Source organism: Arthrobacter sp. ISL-69, assembly GCF_018613775.1.
Lineage (GTDB): Bacteria > Actinomycetota > Actinomycetes > Actinomycetales > Micrococcaceae > Arthrobacter.
The window spans coordinates 1-16,475 of sequence record NZ_JAGGPO010000045.1; the positions used below are offsets into that span (position 1 = coordinate 1).

Annotated in this window: 15 protein-coding genes, 1 tRNA gene and 1 riboswitch; of the genes, 5 read left to right on the top strand and 11 right to left on the bottom strand. The window is 66.0% G+C overall.

Features of this window, described 5'->3' with window-relative positions:
• The 5 genes from glyA to J7I79_RS22045 all read right to left on the bottom strand — a co-directional run.
• Positions 1-1,244 (bottom strand): serine hydroxymethyltransferase (gene glyA, locus J7I79_RS22025; RefSeq protein WP_214957032.1); only part of this gene is annotated, 1,244 nt, incomplete at its 3' end.
• Positions 1,241-1,624 carry a glycine cleavage system protein GcvH gene (gcvH, locus tag J7I79_RS22030; RefSeq protein ID WP_214957034.1) on the bottom strand — a complete coding sequence of 128 codons (384 nt, stop codon included), beginning with the start codon at positions 1,622-1,624 and terminating at the stop codon, positions 1,241-1,243. The genes glyA and gcvH, both read right to left, overlap by 4 nt.
• 264 nt (positions 1,625-1,888) lie before the next feature.
• On the bottom strand, positions 1,889-3,049 hold the full coding sequence (gene gcvT, locus J7I79_RS22035; protein WP_214957036.1) for a glycine cleavage system aminomethyltransferase GcvT: 1,161 nt from the start codon (positions 3,047-3,049) through the stop codon (positions 1,889-1,891).
• 11 nt (positions 3,050-3,060) lie between these two features.
• Positions 3,061-5,934 (bottom strand): aminomethyl-transferring glycine dehydrogenase, encoded by a 2,874-nt coding sequence (gene gcvP, locus J7I79_RS22040; RefSeq protein ID WP_251043156.1) that lies wholly within the window; start codon positions 5,932-5,934, stop codon positions 3,061-3,063.
• Positions 5,935-6,126: 192 nt separating this feature from the next.
• Positions 6,127-6,225: riboswitch (glycine riboswitch) on the bottom strand.
• Positions 6,226-6,375: 150 nt separating this feature from the next.
• Positions 6,376-6,915 carry a TetR/AcrR family transcriptional regulator gene (locus tag J7I79_RS22045; RefSeq protein WP_214957041.1) on the bottom strand — a complete coding sequence of 180 codons (540 nt, stop codon included), beginning with the start codon at positions 6,913-6,915 and terminating at the stop codon, positions 6,376-6,378.
• A gap of 68 nt (positions 6,916-6,983) precedes the next feature.
• Between J7I79_RS22045 and J7I79_RS22050 the strand changes: the two genes are divergently transcribed.
• A complete protein-coding gene (locus tag J7I79_RS22050) occupies positions 6,984-8,615 on the top strand; it encodes an MFS transporter (protein WP_214957043.1) in 1,632 nt (543 codons plus the stop codon).
• Positions 8,616-8,757: 142 nt separating this feature from the next.
• Here the strand turns inward: J7I79_RS22050 and J7I79_RS22055 are convergent, their stop codons facing one another.
• On the bottom strand, positions 8,758-9,237 hold the full coding sequence (locus tag J7I79_RS22055; RefSeq protein WP_011690627.1) for a Dps family protein: 480 nt from the start codon (positions 9,235-9,237) through the stop codon (positions 8,758-8,760).
• A 192-nt stretch (positions 9,238-9,429) separates the two neighbouring features.
• Between J7I79_RS22055 and J7I79_RS22060 the strand changes: the two genes are divergently transcribed.
• The 3 genes from J7I79_RS22060 to J7I79_RS22070 are packed head-to-tail and all read left to right on the top strand — an operon-like array spanning position 9,430 to position 13,100.
• The gene (locus J7I79_RS22060; RefSeq protein ID WP_214957045.1) at positions 9,430-10,476 is read left to right on the top strand and encodes a nitrilase-related carbon-nitrogen hydrolase; all 1,047 of its coding nucleotides are present in this window, start codon (positions 9,430-9,432) and stop codon (positions 10,474-10,476) included.
• Positions 10,473-11,498: an agmatine/peptidylarginine deiminase gene (locus tag J7I79_RS22065; RefSeq protein WP_214957047.1), complete on the top strand. Its 1,026-nt coding sequence runs from the start codon at positions 10,473-10,475 to the stop codon at positions 11,496-11,498. Before J7I79_RS22060 ends, J7I79_RS22065 begins: the two co-directional genes overlap by 4 nt.
• A gap of 27 nt (positions 11,499-11,525) precedes the next feature.
• The gene (locus J7I79_RS22070; RefSeq protein WP_214957049.1) at positions 11,526-13,100 is read left to right on the top strand and encodes an APC family permease; all 1,575 of its coding nucleotides are present in this window, start codon (positions 11,526-11,528) and stop codon (positions 13,098-13,100) included.
• A gap of 96 nt (positions 13,101-13,196) precedes the next feature.
• On the opposite strand, the gene J7I79_RS22075 is transcribed toward J7I79_RS22070, so the two are convergent.
• The 3 genes from J7I79_RS22075 to J7I79_RS22085 all read right to left on the bottom strand — a co-directional run bounded on the left by J7I79_RS22075 (position 13,197) and on the right by J7I79_RS22085 (position 14,682).
• Positions 13,197-13,739 (bottom strand): hypothetical protein, encoded by a 543-nt coding sequence (locus J7I79_RS22075; protein WP_214957051.1) that lies wholly within the window; start codon positions 13,737-13,739, stop codon positions 13,197-13,199.
• A 314-nt stretch (positions 13,740-14,053) separates the two neighbouring features.
• Positions 14,054-14,356 (bottom strand): DUF4193 domain-containing protein, encoded by a 303-nt coding sequence (locus tag J7I79_RS22080; protein ID WP_104176232.1) that lies wholly within the window; start codon positions 14,354-14,356, stop codon positions 14,054-14,056.
• A 155-nt stretch (positions 14,357-14,511) separates the two neighbouring features.
• The gene (locus tag J7I79_RS22085) at positions 14,512-14,682 is read right to left on the bottom strand and encodes a hypothetical protein (protein WP_214957058.1); all 171 of its coding nucleotides are present in this window, start codon (positions 14,680-14,682) and stop codon (positions 14,512-14,514) included.
• 194 nt (positions 14,683-14,876) lie between these two features.
• Between J7I79_RS22085 and J7I79_RS22090 the strand changes: the two genes are divergently transcribed.
• Positions 14,877-15,227: a hypothetical protein gene (locus J7I79_RS22090; protein WP_214957060.1), complete on the top strand. Its 351-nt coding sequence runs from the start codon at positions 14,877-14,879 to the stop codon at positions 15,225-15,227.
• A gap of 90 nt (positions 15,228-15,317) precedes the next feature.
• On the opposite strand, the gene J7I79_RS22095 is transcribed toward J7I79_RS22090, so the two are convergent.
• Both J7I79_RS22095 and J7I79_RS22100 read right to left on the bottom strand, forming a co-directional pair.
• Positions 15,318-15,391: transfer RNA gene (locus J7I79_RS22095), tRNA-Thr, on the bottom strand.
• A 149-nt stretch (positions 15,392-15,540) separates the two neighbouring features.
• Positions 15,541-16,431 (bottom strand): DsbA family protein, encoded by an 891-nt coding sequence (locus J7I79_RS22100; RefSeq protein ID WP_214957062.1) that lies wholly within the window; start codon positions 16,429-16,431, stop codon positions 15,541-15,543.
• Positions 16,432-16,475 lie beyond the last annotated feature (44 nt).

The window sequence follows — 16,475 nt, forward strand, 5'->3', positions numbered from 1 at the left end:
TCGGAGATCAGGGCCTCGGCGATGATGTCCGCAACTTCGGCGAAGGCCGCTTCGCCGAAACCGCGGGTGGCCAGGGCCGGGGTGCCGATGCGCAGCCCGGAGGTGACCATCGGCGGGCGCGGGTCGAACGGCACGGCGTTGCGGTTGACCGTGATGTCGATTTCCGCGAGGCGGTCCTCGGCTTCCTGGCCGTTGAGCTCGCAGTTGCGCAGGTCCACCAGGACCAGGTGCACGTCGGTGCCGCCGGAGATCACGTTGATCCCCTTGGCGGTCACGTCCGGCTGGACCAGCCGCTCGGCCAGGATCCGGGCACCGGCCAGGACGCGTTCCTGGCGTTCCCTGAACTCCGCGGACGCGGCGATCTTGAACGCCACGGCCTTGCCCGCGATCACGTGCTCCAGCGGCCCGCCCTGCTGGCCCGGGAACACCGCGGAGTTGATCTTCTTGGCGATCGCGGCGTCGTTGGTCAGGATGATCCCGCCGCGCGGACCGGCCAGGGTCTTGTGCGTCGTGGACGTGGTCACGTGCGCGTAAGGGACCGGGGACGGGTGCAGCCCCGCGGCGACGAGCCCGGCGAAATGCGCCATGTCCACCATCAGGTACGCCCCCACCGAATCGGCGATCCGGCGGAACCCGGCGAAGTCCAGCTGCCGGGCGTAGGCGGACCAGCCGGCAACAATCAGCTGAGGTTTGTGCTCCTGCGCCAGGCGCTCCACCTCGGCCATGTCGATCCGGTGGTCCTCTTCGCGGACCTGGTACGGGATCACGTTGTACAGCCGGCCGGAGAAGTTGATCTTCATCCCGTGCGTCAGGTGCCCGCCGTGCGCCAGGTTCAGACCCATGATCGTGTCGCCCGGCTTGATCAGAGCGTGCATCACCGAGGCGTTCGCCTGCGCACCGGAGTGCGGCTGGACATTCGCGAACTCGGCGCCGAACAGGGCCTTGACCCGGTCGATCGCCAGCTGCTCGATCACGTCCACGTGCTCGCAGCCGCCGTAGTACCGCTTGCCCGGGTAGCCCTCGGCGTACTTGTTCGTCAGCACCGAACCCTGCGCCTGCATCACCGCCGCGGCCGTATGGTTCTCCGACGCGATCATCTCCAGGCCCGTGCGCTGGCGGCCCAGTTCGTCGTCGATCTTCGCCGCGATCTCCGGATCCAACACGGACAGCTGCGCGTCCAGGGACGGCGATACGACCTGCTCGAAAGCCACCGTTGCGGTGCCTGCGGCACCTGCCCCGCTCACAGCTCGCCGCCGTTCTTGGACGCGTATTCCTCGGCCGACATAAGCGGCCCCTCGGACTCGGCGGCAACCCGGAACAGCCAGCCGGCGCCGTACGGATCACTGTTGATCAGCGCCGGATCGTCGACAACGGCGGGGTTGATCTCCGTGACCTCGCCGGTCACCGGGGAGTACAGGTCCGAGACGGACTTCGTGGACTCCACCTCACCGCAGGTCTCCCCCGCAGTCACCGCGGAACCGACCTCGGGCAGGTCCACATACACGATGTCACCGAGGGCATCGGTGGCCACGGCGGAGATGCCGATGGAAACAAGGTTCCCGGCCTCGCGTGCAACCCACTCGTGCTCGTCGGAGTACTGCAGTTCAAGGGCAACTTTTGCCATTACGTTCCTTAATCTCGTTACTACTGTGGTCGGGTGGGGAGGCTACTTCTGGACTGGAGGTTCAACAAGCTCAACCCCCAATGATCGAGCTTGTCGAGGTGCCGAAGCCCACCTCCGGCAGGCGGTCCATCCCCCAGCACCGTGGCTTGCGAAGGCGGGAAGCCAAAGCGGTCTTGCCTTGTCCGTTTGTCCAAAAGATGAGCTGTCAGCCCCGACGGGGCCACCGGCCCTGGGGCCAGCCACGGCCGGGCCGGTGGCGGTGGGCTACTTTTGGCGCTTGTAGAAAGGCAGTGCGACCACTTCGAACGCCTCCGCCTTGCCCCGGAGGTCGATGTCCAGGGCGGTGCCGGGCTCGGTGAACTCGACATCGACGTAGGCCATGGCGACCGGGTAGCCGAGGCTCGGGCTGGGCTGGCCGGAGGTCACCTCGCCTACGACGTTGCCGTCCTTGAGGACCGGGTAGTGGCCCCGTCCGGCACGGCGTCCGAGGCCCTTGAGCCCAACAAGCTTGCGGCCGCTGGTTGATCCTGCGCCGGCTTCCATCTTGGCTGCCAGTGCCGCCTTGCCCACGAAGTCGCCTTCCTTGGAAAGCGCGACGACGGGTCCCAGGCCGGCGGCGAACGGGTCGCCGTCGATGGAGAGTTCGTTGCCGTACAGCGGCATGCCGGCTTCCAGCCGGAGCGAATCGCGGGAGGCCAGGCCGGCAGGCGTCAGTTCCCCTTCGTCCGCGATGGCGACGATGGCCTGCCAGAGGGCGGCGGCGTCGTCGTTCTCCACGAAGATCTCGAAACCGTCCTCGCCGGTGTAACCGGTGCGGGCCAGCAGGAGGTCAGTGCTGCGGCCGGCCACCATAAAGGGAACTTCGACGGCGGCGTAGTACTTCAGGCCGGTGACCAGCTCGTGCTGCGCGGCGGGAACCAGGCGGAGCAGGATGCCTTCGGCCTTGGGACCCTGGACGGCGACCAGCGAAGTGGCGGCCGAAACGTCGTCGACGACAACGTCGAAGTCTGCAGCCCGCTCAGCCAGGGCATCGGCCACCACCTTGGCGTTGCCGGCGTTCGGCACCACGAGGAACCTGTCAGTGCTGTCTTGTCCGGCCTCCGCCGGAGCGGGCCGACGGTAGGTGATGAGGTCGTCGATGATGCCGCCGTCCTCGTTGCAGATCAGCGAGTACTTGGCCTTGCCGACGGCCATCGCCGAAATCTTGCCCACAAGGGCATAGTCGAGGAAGGTCGCGGCCTCGGGGCCGGTCACCCAGACTTCGCCCATGTGGGAGAGGTCGAAGATGCCCGCGGACTTGCGGACGGCGTGGTGCTCTGCCAGTTCGGAGCTGTACTTGAGGGGCATCTGCCAGCCGCCGAAGTCGGTGAAGGAAGCGCCGAGCTTCTTGTGCTCTTCGTGGAGTGCTGTGTAGTTCTCAGACATAGGAGGCTTCCTTAGTTTTCGAAGTCTTCGATGGGAGGGCAGGAGCAGATCAGGTTGCGGTCGCCCAGGGCGCCGTCGATCCGGCCGACCGGCGGGAAGTACTTGTCCTGTTTCAGGGAGTGCACCGGGAACACCGCCTGCTCGCGCGGGTAGCCGCGGTTCCAGTCCGTGCTGATCGCGGCGGCGGCCGTGTGCGGCGCGTTGCGCAGCGGGCTGTCCGCGAGCGTGAAGTCACCGTGTGCCACCTGATCGATTTCCGCGCGGATCGAGATCATGGCGGTGATGAACCGGTCGATCTCCGCCAGGTCCTCGGACTCGGTGGGCTCCACCATCAGGGTGCCGGCCACGGGGAAGGCCAGGGTGGGTGCGTGGAAGCCGTAGTCGATCAGGCGCTTGGCCACATCCTCGGCCGTGACGCCGGTCTTGGCGGTCAGCTCTCGGAGGTCCAGGATGCACTCGTGCGCCACAAGGCCGCCCGCGCCGGTGTACAGGACCGGGAAGAGATCATTGAGGCGGGCTGCAATGTAGTTGGCAGCGAGCAGCGCGGACTTGGTGGCGTCGGTGAGGCCACGGCCGCCCATCAGCTTCACGTAGGCCCAGGAGATGGGCAGCACGCCGGCGGATCCGTACTTGGACGCGGAGATGGGGGTGCCGTCCGCGCCGTTGGCCGGATCAGCCGCGTTGCCCGGCATGAACGGAGCCAGGTGCGCCTTGGCCGCGACCGGGCCGACGCCCGGGCCGCCGCCGCCGTGCGGGATGCAGAAGGTCTTGTGCAGGTTCAGGTGGGACACGTCGCCGCCGAACTTGCCGGGCTGGGCCAGGCCCACCAGGGCGTTCAGGTTGGCGCCGTCAATATACACCTGGCCGCCGGCCGCGTGGATGGCGTCGCAGACTTCGCGAACGTCGGCGTCGTACACGCCGTGGGTGGACGGGTAGGTGATCATGATCGCGGACAGCGCGTCCTTGTGCAGCTCGATCTTGGCGTTCAGGTCCGCGTGATCGATGGTGCCGTCGGCAGCCGTGGCCACCACAACCACCCTCATGCCCGCCAGGACGGCCGAGGCCGCGTTGGTGCCGTGGGCCGACGCCGGGATCAGGCAGACGTTGCGCTGGTCGTCGCCGCGGGACAGGTGGTAGCCGCGGATGGCCAGCAGGCCGGCCAGCTCGCCCTGGGATCCGGCGTTGGGCTGGATGGACACCTGGTCGTAGCCGGTGATTTCGGTCAGCTGGGCCTCGAGGTCGGCGATGAGTTCACGCCAGCCCTCGGTCTGGGAATCCGGGGCGAACGGGTGGATCGATGCAAACCCGGGCCAGGAAATGGCTTCCATCTCGGCCGTGGCGTTCAGCTTCATGGTGCACGAGCCCAGCGGGATCATGGTCCGGTCCAGCGCGAGGTCACGGTCCGAGAGCTTCCGGACATACCGCAGGAGCTGCGTTTCGGAGCGGTGGGTGTGGAAGACGGGGTGCTGCAGGTACTCGGAGGAGCGTTCGACGGCGGCCTCCAGGCCGAAGCCGGCGGCCTGGTCAGAGCCAGCGTCTGCGACAGACGCGCCGAAGGCGGCCAGCACGTCGGCCACGACGGCTTCGGTGGTTGCCTCATCAGTTGAGATGCCGACGGTGTCGGCGTCGATTCCGCGCAGGTTGATGCCCTTGGCTTCGGCGGCAGCGAGGATGTCGGTTGCCTTGCCCGGGACGGAAACGGTGACGGTGTCGAAGAAGCTGGTGTGCTGGACGGCCAGGCCGGCGGCCTTCAGGGAAGCGGCGAGGGTCCTGGCGTGGCCGTGGGCGGTCTCCGCGATCGCCTTCAGGCCTTCCGGGCCGTGGTAGACGGCGTACATGGACGCGACGATGGCCAGCAGGGCCTGCGCGGTGCAGATGTTGGACGTGGCCTTCTCGCGGCGGATGTGCTGCTCACGGGTCTGCAGGGCAAGCCGGTAGGCCGGGAGTCCGGTGGAGTCCTTGGAGACGCCCACCAGGCGGCCCGGCATGGAGCGCTCGAGGCCCTTCTGGACAGCCATGTAAGCGGCGTGGGGGCCGCCATAGAACAGCGGAACACCGAAGCGCTGGGCGGAACCGACGGCGATGTCAGCGCCCTGCTCACCGGGAGGGGTGATGAGGGTCAGGGCCAGGAGATCGGCGGCGACGGTCACCAGCGCGCCGCGTTCCTTCGCGGCAGCGATGACCTCGGAGTGGTTGAACACACGGCCGGAGACGCCGGGCTGCTGCAGGACAACGCCGTTGATGACGCCGTCAGGCAGTCCCGTGGACAGGTCGGCAACCTCAACCTCGAAGCCGAGCGCTTCCGCACGGCCCTTGACGATCGCGATGGTCTGCGGGAGGCAGTCGGCATCAAGGACGGTCTTGCCGTCGTGGGCTTCCTTGTTCTTGTTGGCGCGGCGCATCATCAGCACGGCCTCTGCCACGGCGGTGGCTTCATCGAGCAGCGAGGCGTTGGCGATGGGCAGGCCCACAAGGTCCTGCACCATGGTCTGGAAGTTCAGCAGGGCTTCGAGCCGGCCCTGGGAGATCTCGGGCTGGTAGGGAGTGTAGGCCGTGTACCAGGCCGGCGCTTCGAGGATGTTGCGGCGGATCACCGGCGGCGTGACCGTGTCGTAGTAGCCCTGGCCGATCATCTGCACGGCAGTCTTGTTCTTGGCGGCAAGCTTGCGCAGCTCGGTCAGGGTTTCCACTTCGCTGAGGGCCGCGGTGAGCTCCAGCGGCGAATCCTGCCGGATATCCTTCGGAACGGCCGTGTCCACCAGCGAGTCAACGGTGTCGTAGCCGACAGCCTTGAGCATCGCGTCGACGTCGGCTTCGCGGCGCGCGCCAATATGGCGGTCAACGAAGGAAGTGGAGGCTGAATTGACAGTCACAAGGAACTCCATAACTAAGGCGGCGCAGGGTACGCCACATCGATTCGGGTTCCTCCCCTCTCTGTATTGGACCTGAGAGTTTCCGCTGAGCCGTGCTTTCGCATGGGTCCGCTTGCACCGTCGGTGAGCACAGCATGTCAGGGTTCCGCGTCCTCAACAGGGTTGGGGACGCGGATCGGACAGCCTGCTGCTTTCCAGAGTTGCCTTGCCGCGGCGGTACATGGGCCTGAGAGATTCCTGGGGAGGATTTGCTCCTACGGCGCCTGCTTGTACCTACTTGCAGAACTCTCCCGCCGCAGATCAAAGGCATATTTAGTTTGCGGTGACAACAGTCACAGCGTCTATTGTCCTACGCCGGAGACGCGTCTGCAAACTCCGGGGGCCACGCCGGCGCCGCGTTACGCACCTCCGGAGCGGCGGGCCGGAACGGCGGGTTCGGCAGCCGCCCGGCGGTCAGCCGCGGAGGCGTTCGACGGCGGCCAGGAGGCTGTCGACGTCGCCGCTCATTTCGGGCGGGGAGGCGCCGGGACCGCTGGCGAGCATGGCATTGAAATACAGTCCATCGCCCATATAGAGCACGGCCTTGGCCATCGCCGGGCCAACGTCCCCGGCCAGCAGCCCCAGCCAGGCGCCCTGCACGGCAGCGAATCGGTGCAGGGTTTCCTCGTGCGCCACTTCGGCCAGCCGCGTGGCGGCCACAAAGACCCGGTCCAGCGGGGTGTCGGCCCAGAGGGAGGACTTAATGAAGTGCACCGCCGCCCCTTCAGGAGCGTTGGCCATGATTTCAACGTCCTCCGCGACCAGCCGATCCATGCGCTCCAGGAGCGCCGAGATCATGGCCTCCTTGTTCGGGAAGTGGTAAAGGAGGCCGCCTTTGGAAACGCCGGCCCGCCTCGCCACGGCATCCAGGGTGGCGGCACGTTCGCCCACTTCAATCAGGAGGGATTCAAAGGCGTCGAGCACGGCCTCGCGTGCGACAGGTTTTCTGGCCATGGTTCCTATCATGCCCGGTGGCCCGGGCTCATTTCTTAACTATACCGTCCAGACGGTACAGTTATTACATGGGAATCTTCTCCTCACCTTCGACGCCGGCCACGCAGGACCTCGCCGCCGGCGCTTCCATCCGCGCCCCGCACCAGCCTGCCGGCCGGCAGCCGGCTGGCCGGCAGCTTGGCGCCCCGAAGCCGGGACGCGAATGGCTGGCCCTTGGGCTGCTGATGTTTCCGGTGTTGCTGGTCGCCGTCGACAACACCGCCCTGACGTTCGCGCTGCCCGCGATCGCCCGCAGCCTGGAGCCCAGCGGCGTACAACTGCTCTGGATCGTGGACGCCTATCCCCTGGTCCTCGCCGGGCTCCTCGTGGCCATGGGGAGTCTTGGCGACCGGATCGGCCGCCGCCGGCTCCTCCTGATCGGCAGCACGGGCTTCGCCGCGGTGTCCGCAGCCACCGCTTTCGCCCCCAGCGCGGAATGGCTCATCGCCGGACGCGCGGCACTGGGCTTTTTCGGTGCGATGCTGATGCCGTCCACCCTGTCCCTGATCCGCAACATTTTCCCGGACCCCAACCGGCGGCGGCTTGCCATTGCCATCTGGGCAGCAGGATTCTCGGGCGGTGCCGCACTGGGCCCGATCTTCGGCGGCTGGCTCGTCGAGCAGTACTGGTGGGGCGCCATCCTCCTGGTGGCAGTGCCCATCATGCTGCCCATCCTGGCCTTCGGCCCTGTTTTCATTCCCGAGTCCAGGGACCCCCGGCCCGGCACGGCGGACATCGCCAGCATCGCCCTGTCCCTGCTGACGATGGTTCCTGTGGTCTACGGCATCAAGTCGCTGGCCACCGAGGGATTCGGGGTCGCACCCGCCACGATCATCGCCTCCGGGCTATTGATGGGCTATGTCTTCGTCCGGCGCCAGAAAAGGCTACGGAGCCCGCTGCTGGACGTGAGTCTCTTCGGGAACAGGATTTTCAGCACGGCCATCACGGCCAACGTCCTGGCGCTGTTTTCGTTCAACGGCTTCATTCTTTTCCTGGCCCAGCACCTCCAGCTGCTGGAAGGCCAGCGCCCGACGGAATCCGGAATAGCCATGATCCCGGCCCTGATCGCCACCGTGGCCGCCGGATTGCTCGTGGTACCGCTGGTGCGGAAGGTACGGCCCGGCTTCGTAGTCGCCGGGGGCCTGTCGCTCAGCGCGGCAGGCTACTTCGTGGTGGCCTTTGGGGATCACTCAGGCGGGCCGGCCCTCCTGCTGGGCGCCCTCCTGATCCTTGCCCTGGGCGTGGGCGCGGCGGAAACCATCTCCAACGACCTGATCCTGGGGGCCGTCCCGCCGGAAAAGTCGGGCGCGGCAGCCGCCATATCGGAAACAGGCTATGAGATTGGCTCGCTGCTTGGCACAGCCATCCTTGGCTCGATCCTCACTGCGTCCTATCAGCAGAACCTGGTTCTGCCGGAGGGCATCAGCATGTCGGGGACCGGCAGCGCTGCCCACGACGTCGCCCAGGCCCGCGAAACGCTGACGGGGGCAGTCGAGCTGGCCCACTCGCTGCCGGCGCCGCTGGCGGACGCCCTGACATCCGCCGCCCGGGTGGCGTTTGATTCGGGCGTCCACGTGACGGCGTCCATTGCGCTGGGGCTGATGGCAGGGGCGGCGGTCCTGGTCGCCGTCGTACTCCGCGGAGTACCCAAGGCGAAGTAGCAGTCAGCCCTATTCGATAAAGGCCAGCCCGACAAAAGGGAAGCCCGGCGCCGGATGATCCGGTGCCGGGCTTCCCTGGCGGCTGCGAGCGAATAAGGGCGTCACAACCCTTTTTCCTGCGGCGTTAGCGTGCCGTCGGGGGTTACTTGCTGTCGGGAGTGGTCACGCTGGCCGAGGCCTTCATGTTCTCCGCGCCCACCATCCAGGCGTACTGCTCGAGCTTGGCAATGAACTCGTGAAGCAGGTCCGCAGTGGTGGGATCTTCCTCATCAACCTCGTCGTGGACCTTGCGCATGGTGCCCACTGCGGCCTCAAGGGCGGCCACGATGCGGTCAACGGCGTCCTTGGTGCTGATCAGGCCCTGCGGGAACTGGGCGAGGCTGGTGGTTTCCGCCACGGTGGCACTGCGGCCGTCCGGCAGGGCATGGAGCGCGCGCATGCGCTCGGCCATGTCATCGGCAAAGTTCCGCGCGGCGTCGATGATTTCATCCAGCTGCAGGTGAAGGTCGCGGAAGTTCGTTCCCACGATGTTCCAGTGCGCCTGCTTGCCCTGGATGTGCAGTTCAATAAGGTCCGCGAGCACAGCCTGCAGATTATTGGTCAGCGTCGGTGATGCCTTCATTGATCCTCCTGGTGTCAGCGGTTTCTCGGGTAATTCGAAACTATCCCAGCCGCCACAGCGGCGCCACCGATTCTCGCGCCGGGCTTAACAAAATGATGTTTGTTCATTTTTTCCTTGCCATCCGGCGGCATGGCGTGGATACTAAATGAACGTCATTCATTTAGTGACCGCCGTCTCACTGGAGTATTCACCATGATTGAAATCACCTGCCTTACCCCGCCTGATTCCCTCGCGCGGACCCAGCCCTCGGCACGCCCTGCGCTGAGGATCGGAGTGGTTCAGCACCGTTGGCACGCCGATGCCGCGGAACTCCGCGCAGAACTGGACGAGGGCATCGGACGCGCAGCCCGGCTGGGGGCCACCGTTGTCTTCCTGCCGGAACTCACGCTCTCCCGTTACCCGGCGGACACCCTCCCCGAAAACGACACGTCACGCTCCTGGGCCGCGCGCCCCCGCCCGTCGGACCTCGCCGAGGAGCTGCTGACCGGCCCCACGTTCCGTTTCGCCGCTGAGGCCGCCCGCCGGCACGGCATCTGCATCCACGCTTCCCTGTACCAGCGTGCGGAGAATCCGGACGGCTCGGACGACGGCCTGGGACTGAACACGTCCATCCTGGTGTCCCCCGAGGGTGAACTGCTCGCCCGGACCCACAAACTTCACATCCCGGTGACCGCCGGCTACTACGAGGACAAGTTTTTCCGACAGGGCCCGGCCGTGGAGGACGCCTACGAGGTCCACTCCCCTGCCGAACTGGGCGGCGCGCGGCTGGGCATGCCCACCTGCTGGGACGAATGGTTCCCGGAACTCGCGCGCCTGTACTCCCTGGGCGGGGCCGAGATCCTGGTCTACCCCACGGCCATCGGCTCGGAGCCGGACCATCCGGACTTTGACACCCAGCCCCTCTGGCAGCAGGTGATCGTCGGCAACGGCATCGCCAACGGCCTGTTCATGGTGGCGCCGAACCGCTGGGGAAGCGAGGGGACGCTGAACTTCTACGGCTCCTCCTTCATCTCGGACCCGTACGGCCGGATCCTGGCGCAGGCTCCCCGCGATAAATCCGCCGTCCTCGTCGCCGACCTGGACCTGGACCAGCGCAAGGACTGGCTCACGCTGTTCCCGTTCCTTGCTACCCGGCGCCCCGACACCTACGGTCGACTCACGGCACCTGTCCGTCCCGGCGAGCCGCTCGGCGGCGAAGCACCGGTGGCCGCGCCGGCTGAAACAGAGGTGACCGCATGAGCCGCTGGCGCATGCCCGCCGAGACGGCGCCGCAGGAGCGAATCTGGATGGCGTTCCCCACCGGCGGGTACACCCTCGGTGACACGGAAGAAGACGCCCATGCAGCGCGATCCGTCTGGGCCGCCGTCGCCAATGCCGCCGTCGAATTTGAGCCGGTCACCGTGGTGGTGACCCCCGACGACGTCGACACCGCCGCGCGCTACCTGGATCCGGCCGTTGAGGTTCTCCCCGCGGACCTCAACGACGCCTGGATGCGGGACATCGGCCCGACGTTCGTGCTGGACGAAGCAGGGCGCCTCGGCGCGGTCGACTGGGTCTTCAACGGCTGGGGCGGACAGGACTGGGCCCGCTGGGACAAGGACTCGCTGATCGGTGCGGAGGTCGCCGGCCGGTCCGGAGCCCGCCACCTTCCCTCGGCCCTGGTCAACGAAGGCGGTGGCATCCACGTGGACGGCGAGGGCACCGTGCTGGTCACCGAAACCGTGCAGCTGGACCCGGGCCGCAACCCCGGACTGTCCAAGGCGGAGGTGGAGGCCGAGCTCGCCCGGACCATCGGCGGCACGCACGTTGTGTGGCTTCCCCGCGGCCTGACCAGGGACTCGGAGCGGTTCGGAACCCGGGGCCATGTGGACATCGTGGCCGCCATCCCCTCCCCGGGCACGCTGCTGGTCCATTCCCAGCAGGACCCCGGGCATCCGGATTTCGAGGTCAGCCGCGAGATCATCAAGTTCCTGTCCACCACGCGGGACGCGGCAGGCCGGGAGTGGAACATCATCGAAGTCCCCGCACCCGCTGTGCTCACGGACGACGAGGGATTCGTGGACTACAGCTACATCAACCATCTGGTGGTCAACGGAGGGGTCATCGCCTGCACCTTCTCGGACCCCAACGACGAAAAGGCCCTTCGGATCCTTTCCGACGCCTACCCTGGGCGCCGGATCGTGGGCATCGACGCCCGCGAGCTGTTCGCGCGGGGCGGCGGCATCCACTGCATCACCCAGCAGCAGCCTGCTGCTTCCTAGAACCGTGATTCCCAGAAAGGGACGGACATGACCCACACCATCCGCAACAGCTCCGAGACCGGCACAGCCGGCGCCGGGGCAGCCGGCGCCGATGCTCCCGGCACGCCGCACGGCATCACCGGAAAGGGACTGAAGGGCGGGCAGCTGGGCCTCCTCGCCGTCGTCGTCCTTGGCATTTCAACGATTGCCCCGGCCTACACGCTCACCAGCGCCCTCGGCCCCACCGTGAGCGAGGTCGGGTTGCAGCTTCCCGTCATCTTCCTCATCGGCTTCATCCCCATGATCCTGGTGTCCCTCGCCTACCGGGAGCTGAACGCTGACTCGCCGGACAGCGGCACCACGTTCACCTGGGTCACCAAGGCCTTCGGCCCGTGGGTGGGCTGGATGGGAGGCTGGGGACTCCTCGCGGCGAACATCATCGTGCTGTCCAACCTGGCCGCCGTGGCGGTGGACTTCTTCTACCTGTTCCTCGCCCAGCTCACGGGGACGCCGGAACTGGCGGACCTCGCCGCCAACAAGCCCCTCAACGTGGCCACGTGCTTTGCCTTCGTGGCGCTTGCCGTCTGGGTGAGTTACCGCGGGCTGCACACCACCAAGATCGTGCAGTACGGCCTGGTGGGCTTCCAGCTGTTGGTGCTCGGACTGTTCGTCGCCATGGCGTTCGCCAACTGGTCTTCCTCGGAAACCTCCATCCCGTTCAGCTGGGAATGGTTTGACGTCACCAAGATCGAAACGTTCGGGCAGATTGCCGCCGGGATTTCGCTGTCCATCTTCGTGTACTGGGGCTGGGACGTGTGCCTCACCGTGAACGAGGAAACGGCCAACGGCAAGAAGACCGCAGGCATTGCCGGCACCCTCACCGCCGTCGTGGTCCTGGGCATCTACCTGCTGGTGACCATCGCAACCATGATGTTCGCCGGGGTGGGCACCGAGGGCGTCGGCCTGAACAACGAGGAGAACCACGCCAACATCTTCACGGCGCTGGCCTCCCCCATCATGGGCCCCTTCGCCATCCTGATGTCCCTGGCCGTCCTGTCCAGCTCCGCGGCTTCGCTGCAGTCCACGTTCACCTCGCCGTCCCGCAGCCTCCTGGCCATGGCCCACTACGGTGCCCTGCCCAAGCCCTTCAGCCACCTGAGCAAGAAGTTTGCGACGCCGGGCTTCGCCACCGTCGCGGCGGGCGTCCTCTCGGCGGGGTTCTACGCAATCATGCACGTGGTCAGCGAAAACGTCCTCAACGACACCATCCTCGCCCTCGGGCTAATGATCTGCTTCTACTACGGGCTGACGGCGTTCGCGTGCGTCTGGTACTTCCGTGAGAGCGTGTTCAGCAGCTTCCGCCATTTCATGCTGCGGCTGCTCTGCCCGCTGCTGGGCGGACTGGGCCTCCTGGTGGTATTCCTGCAGACGGCGGCGGACAGCTGGGCGCCGGAGTTCGGCAGTGGGTCCGAGATCTTCGGCGTGGGACTGGTGTTCGTCCTAGGCGTCGGCATCCTCGCCCTCGGCGCCGTGTTCATGCTCATCATGGCCAGGCTGCAGCCCGGGTTCTTCCGCGGCGAAACCATCCGCAAGGACACCCCGGCCCTGGTGGTGCCCGAGTAAGGGATCCCCGCAACCACCGCGTGGATGACCACACGGCTGCAGGCCCCGCCCCGGAAGATCCGGAGCGGGGCCTGCAGTGCGTTTGGCTAGTGCAGTTCACCAGTAGTGTGCAACGTCAACCACCAGGCGTGATCCCGCCCCCGGCCCGTCCAGGGTGAATACCCTGAAGGGAAGGCGTCCACGGACGCCAAGGCCGATGGTCGAGTAACCTTCGAAACTCCCCGCCCAGGCCACTTGGCGGAAGGTCTGGTAGCCGCCAACGTTGGTCAGTTCATTCTTGTCGGCCGGGTTGTACGTGGAGTTGCCGCCGTCGTCATAAGCCGCTGCAGTGGCGGTGATCTGGAGGAATGCCCGCCCGCGCAGGGGAACCGGGAACCCGGAACCGTCCTGCGCGACTGTGGGGACATACCGTGCGGTATAGCCTTCCACGGGCCCGTTAAGGTCGACCACCAGGCGGTCGAAGCAGTAGTGCTGCCCCGTCCGGACATCGGTGACCTTTCCGGGACTCATGGCCGCCTCGGATTTCTCCAACGATCCCCACACCAGCCCGCAGTAGGAGGCAGATGCCGGCGCTGGTGCCACAAGGCCGAGTCCGGCTGCCATCAGGATTGCCGCCAGCCATACTTGAAATTTCTTCATTTGAGCCACCCTCGGAAGTGATGAGATACCTCAAGCGTAGGAGTCCGAACAGGCGAAAACGAGGGTCGAAATACGTTCGGCACCCAACTGTTAGCCAGACCTGGCGCAGGTTACGGGACGATGATTGCGGCAGCCGTATTCGCGCTGTTCGAAAGCCGTTTGGGCAGGTTTTGGGCGTGATTCCGTGATGTCGGATAACGCCGCCGGCGGGGGCGTTAGCTTCTACGGATGCAGCGAGGCGCCGGCCGCCCTTTCGGACTGCCGGCGCCTCGTTATGCCTTGCTGTGAAGTTGTGGCGCGCGTCGGAAAGTTGCCTAGCCTTCGCAGTCGCGGCAGTACTTCATGCCGTTCTTTTCGCGTGCAACCTGGGACCGGTGACGGACGAGGAAGCAGGAGGAGCAGGTGAATTCATCGGACTGCTCGGGAACAACGGTGACCGTGAGTTCTTCGCCGGAAAGATCCGCCCCGGGAAGGTCAATGCCCTCGGCCGTATCGTTCTCGTCCACGTCGATCACGGCGGTCTGGGCTCCGCCGCTGCGGGACGCCTGAAGGGCCTCCAGCGATTCAGCGGGAGACTCTTCTTCTGTCTTGCGTGGGGCGTCGTAATCGGTGGCCATAGCGTGGTTCACTTTCGTTGCTGCGCAGCGCCATTTCAGGCGCCTCAGTGAAGCAGTTTAGGTCATTATGCCGGTAGTTGAGGCAAAGTGTGCCCAACCCGACAAATTACGTCGCCACGCGGTGGTAACAGAGACCTTGGCCAGCTGTCCCGTGGCTACCCCTCGCCTGCTGCACCGGCCGTTTGGCCGTGTGCCCTCGCGGCATGATCGGCTGCGATGGACACCCCACTGAGCGCCGGGAGCCAGCCCCACCTGGTCACATCGGCGATGGCCGCATTGCCCTGTTCCCAGGCGCTGGGGTCCGGACCGGGCGCTGCGGCCGGCATGGGCCGAGCCTCGAACCATGAGGCTATTCGGGCGGGCAGGCGTGTTGTCATACGCCCAAGGTAGGCGGGCCATGTTGTGGGCACGTTTCGCCGCAGTCTCCGCGGGGTTACATCTGTTGGCCGGGACTCTGGCGGCCCGTGATCGGCGGCTTTAGCCTTGAGGGACAACACATCCGAGATCCCGGAGGTATGACATGGCCACGAAGCTCAACAAAAAGGCCCTGGACCACGCCCGCAGCCTCGTGAAGGACGGGAAAGTTGTCCGCGACACCCGGGACGACTGGAGCGAGCATGCACCGTCGGCCGACCAGGAAAATGCCCTCATCGAAAAGCACGGCTTCTCAGAGTTCTCCAAGTGGCATCTGGGCCTCGACCCGGACGAGTCCGAAGGCACCAAGGGCAGCGTCAGTTTTCCTTTTGGCGATTTCAAGAAGGTCCACCGTTGCGCCGTGGTTTCCCTGGAAAGCCGGGCGGCGCAATATGACCATGATGAAATCGCCAGGGCTGCCAAGGACCTGCTCGGGAAGATAGACGCCGCCTCGTAGGAGGAGGCAGGGGTGACACTTGACGAAGCCGAAGGGCATGGAAAAACCCCTCCGTTCCAGGCGGACTTGCCGGAAAGGAGGGGTCTTTTGAGCCTCCTGTCGGATTCGAACCGACGACCCCCGCTTTACAAGAGCGGTGCTCTGGCCAACTGAGCTAAGGAGGCGTGCCCTGTTTCTGCCTGACGGAACAGGCACACCGGGCGGTGCTAGATAAGGTTAGCCCAAGGACGCCCCCGCGGTAAAAACGGCAGCGGCCCGGTTCCGGATACTTCCGGAACCGGGCCACTGAACTGCTGCACGGGCGAGGCTGCTGCTAGCCCTTGGCGTCGATGGCGGCCTGGATGAACGGGATCAGGTCGGTGTTGGCGGAGTCGCCCTTGCCCCACTGCTTGCCGTCCACGAAGGCGGTCGGGGTACCGCTCACGCCGATGGCCGCGGCTTCCTGCGTTGCCACCTTTACGTACGGCCGGTATTTCTTCTCTTCCACACAGGAATCGATGCTCTTGACACCCACCTCGGTGGCCATCTTCTTCAGCTCGTCATCGGACAGGCCAGCGCTGCCTTCGGCCGGCTGCTTGTCGAAGAGCATGTTCAGGAAGTCGGAGTACTTTTCCGGCGATTCGTTGACTACGCAGGCTGCGGCGTTGGCCGCGCGGGAGGAGTAGTTGGTGGTGGACTGCTGGTCCAGGAAGCCGAGCGGCCTGTACTCCACGGAGATCTTGCCTTCGTTGCGGAGGCTGGTCAGCTGCTCGTTATAAGTGGTTTCGAACCGCTTGCAGACGGGGCAGATGAAGTCGATGTAGACGACCACCTTCACGGGCTTGCCCGCTTCGGCCTCGGCGCCGGGAGCCGTTACCTCGGCGGGCGGCGTTTCCGGCTTGGCCGGAACGTCCTTTAGGTTGACCGTCGCCGGGTCGGACTTCACAACCTCGGAGTTGGCCAGGAGCGTCACACCACCGTGGATGTTGCCGTTGGCCGGTGTGGGACCTTCGTCCGCGACCGGAGCGTTGTTCCTGATGTTGGAACTGACCACCAGGGCAACGATGGCGAGGATGGCCACGACGGCCACCACGATGCCCCAGCCGATGAGGAGCTTGTTGCGCTTGTCCTTCTTCAGCTGCGCCTCACGGATCTCACGGGCTTTCTCGCGGGCCTCGGCAGTGCGTTCTGCTTTGGACTTGCGGGGTTCGTTTGCGGCGCTCATCAGTTCCTCGTGTCGATCGGCCAGGTGCGGACCACTAAGTGGCA

Bases quoted from the DNA above. Each gene is read 5' to 3' on its own strand.
- J7I79_RS22050 (WP_214957043.1), top strand. From the start codon at position 6,984: ATGGGAATCTTCTCCTCACCTTCGACGCCGGCCACGCAGGACCTCGCC.
- gcvH (WP_214957034.1), bottom strand. From the start codon at position 1,624: ATGGCAAAAGTTGCCCTTGAACTGCAGTACTCCGACGAGCACGAGTGG.
- J7I79_RS22085 (WP_214957058.1), bottom strand. From the start codon at position 14,682: ATGCCGGCCGCAGCGCCCGGTCCGGACCCCAGCGCCTGGGAACAGGGC.
- J7I79_RS22100 (WP_214957062.1), bottom strand. From the start codon at position 16,431: ATGAGCGCCGCAAACGAACCCCGCAAGTCCAAAGCAGAACGCACTGCC.
- gcvP (WP_251043156.1), bottom strand. From the start codon at position 5,934: ATGGAGTTCCTTGTGACTGTCAATTCAGCCTCCACTTCCTTCGTTGAC.
- J7I79_RS22090 (WP_214957060.1), top strand. From the start codon at position 14,877: ATGGCCACGAAGCTCAACAAAAAGGCCCTGGACCACGCCCGCAGCCTC.
- J7I79_RS22045 (WP_214957041.1), bottom strand. From the start codon at position 6,915: ATGGCCAGAAAACCTGTCGCACGCGAGGCCGTGCTCGACGCCTTTGAA.
- J7I79_RS22070 (WP_214957049.1), top strand. From the start codon at position 11,526: ATGACCCACACCATCCGCAACAGCTCCGAGACCGGCACAGCCGGCGCC.
- gcvT (WP_214957036.1), bottom strand. From the start codon at position 3,049: ATGTCTGAGAACTACACAGCACTCCACGAAGAGCACAAGAAGCTCGGC.
- J7I79_RS22065 (WP_214957047.1), top strand. From the start codon at position 10,473: ATGAGCCGCTGGCGCATGCCCGCCGAGACGGCGCCGCAGGAGCGAATC.
- J7I79_RS22055 (WP_011690627.1), bottom strand. From the start codon at position 9,237: ATGAAGGCATCACCGACGCTGACCAATAATCTGCAGGCTGTGCTCGCG.
- J7I79_RS22075 (WP_214957051.1), bottom strand. From the start codon at position 13,739: ATGAAGAAATTTCAAGTATGGCTGGCGGCAATCCTGATGGCAGCCGGA.
- J7I79_RS22080 (WP_104176232.1), bottom strand. From the start codon at position 14,356: ATGGCCACCGATTACGACGCCCCACGCAAGACAGAAGAAGAGTCTCCC.
- J7I79_RS22060 (WP_214957045.1), top strand. From the start codon at position 9,430: ATGATTGAAATCACCTGCCTTACCCCGCCTGATTCCCTCGCGCGGACC.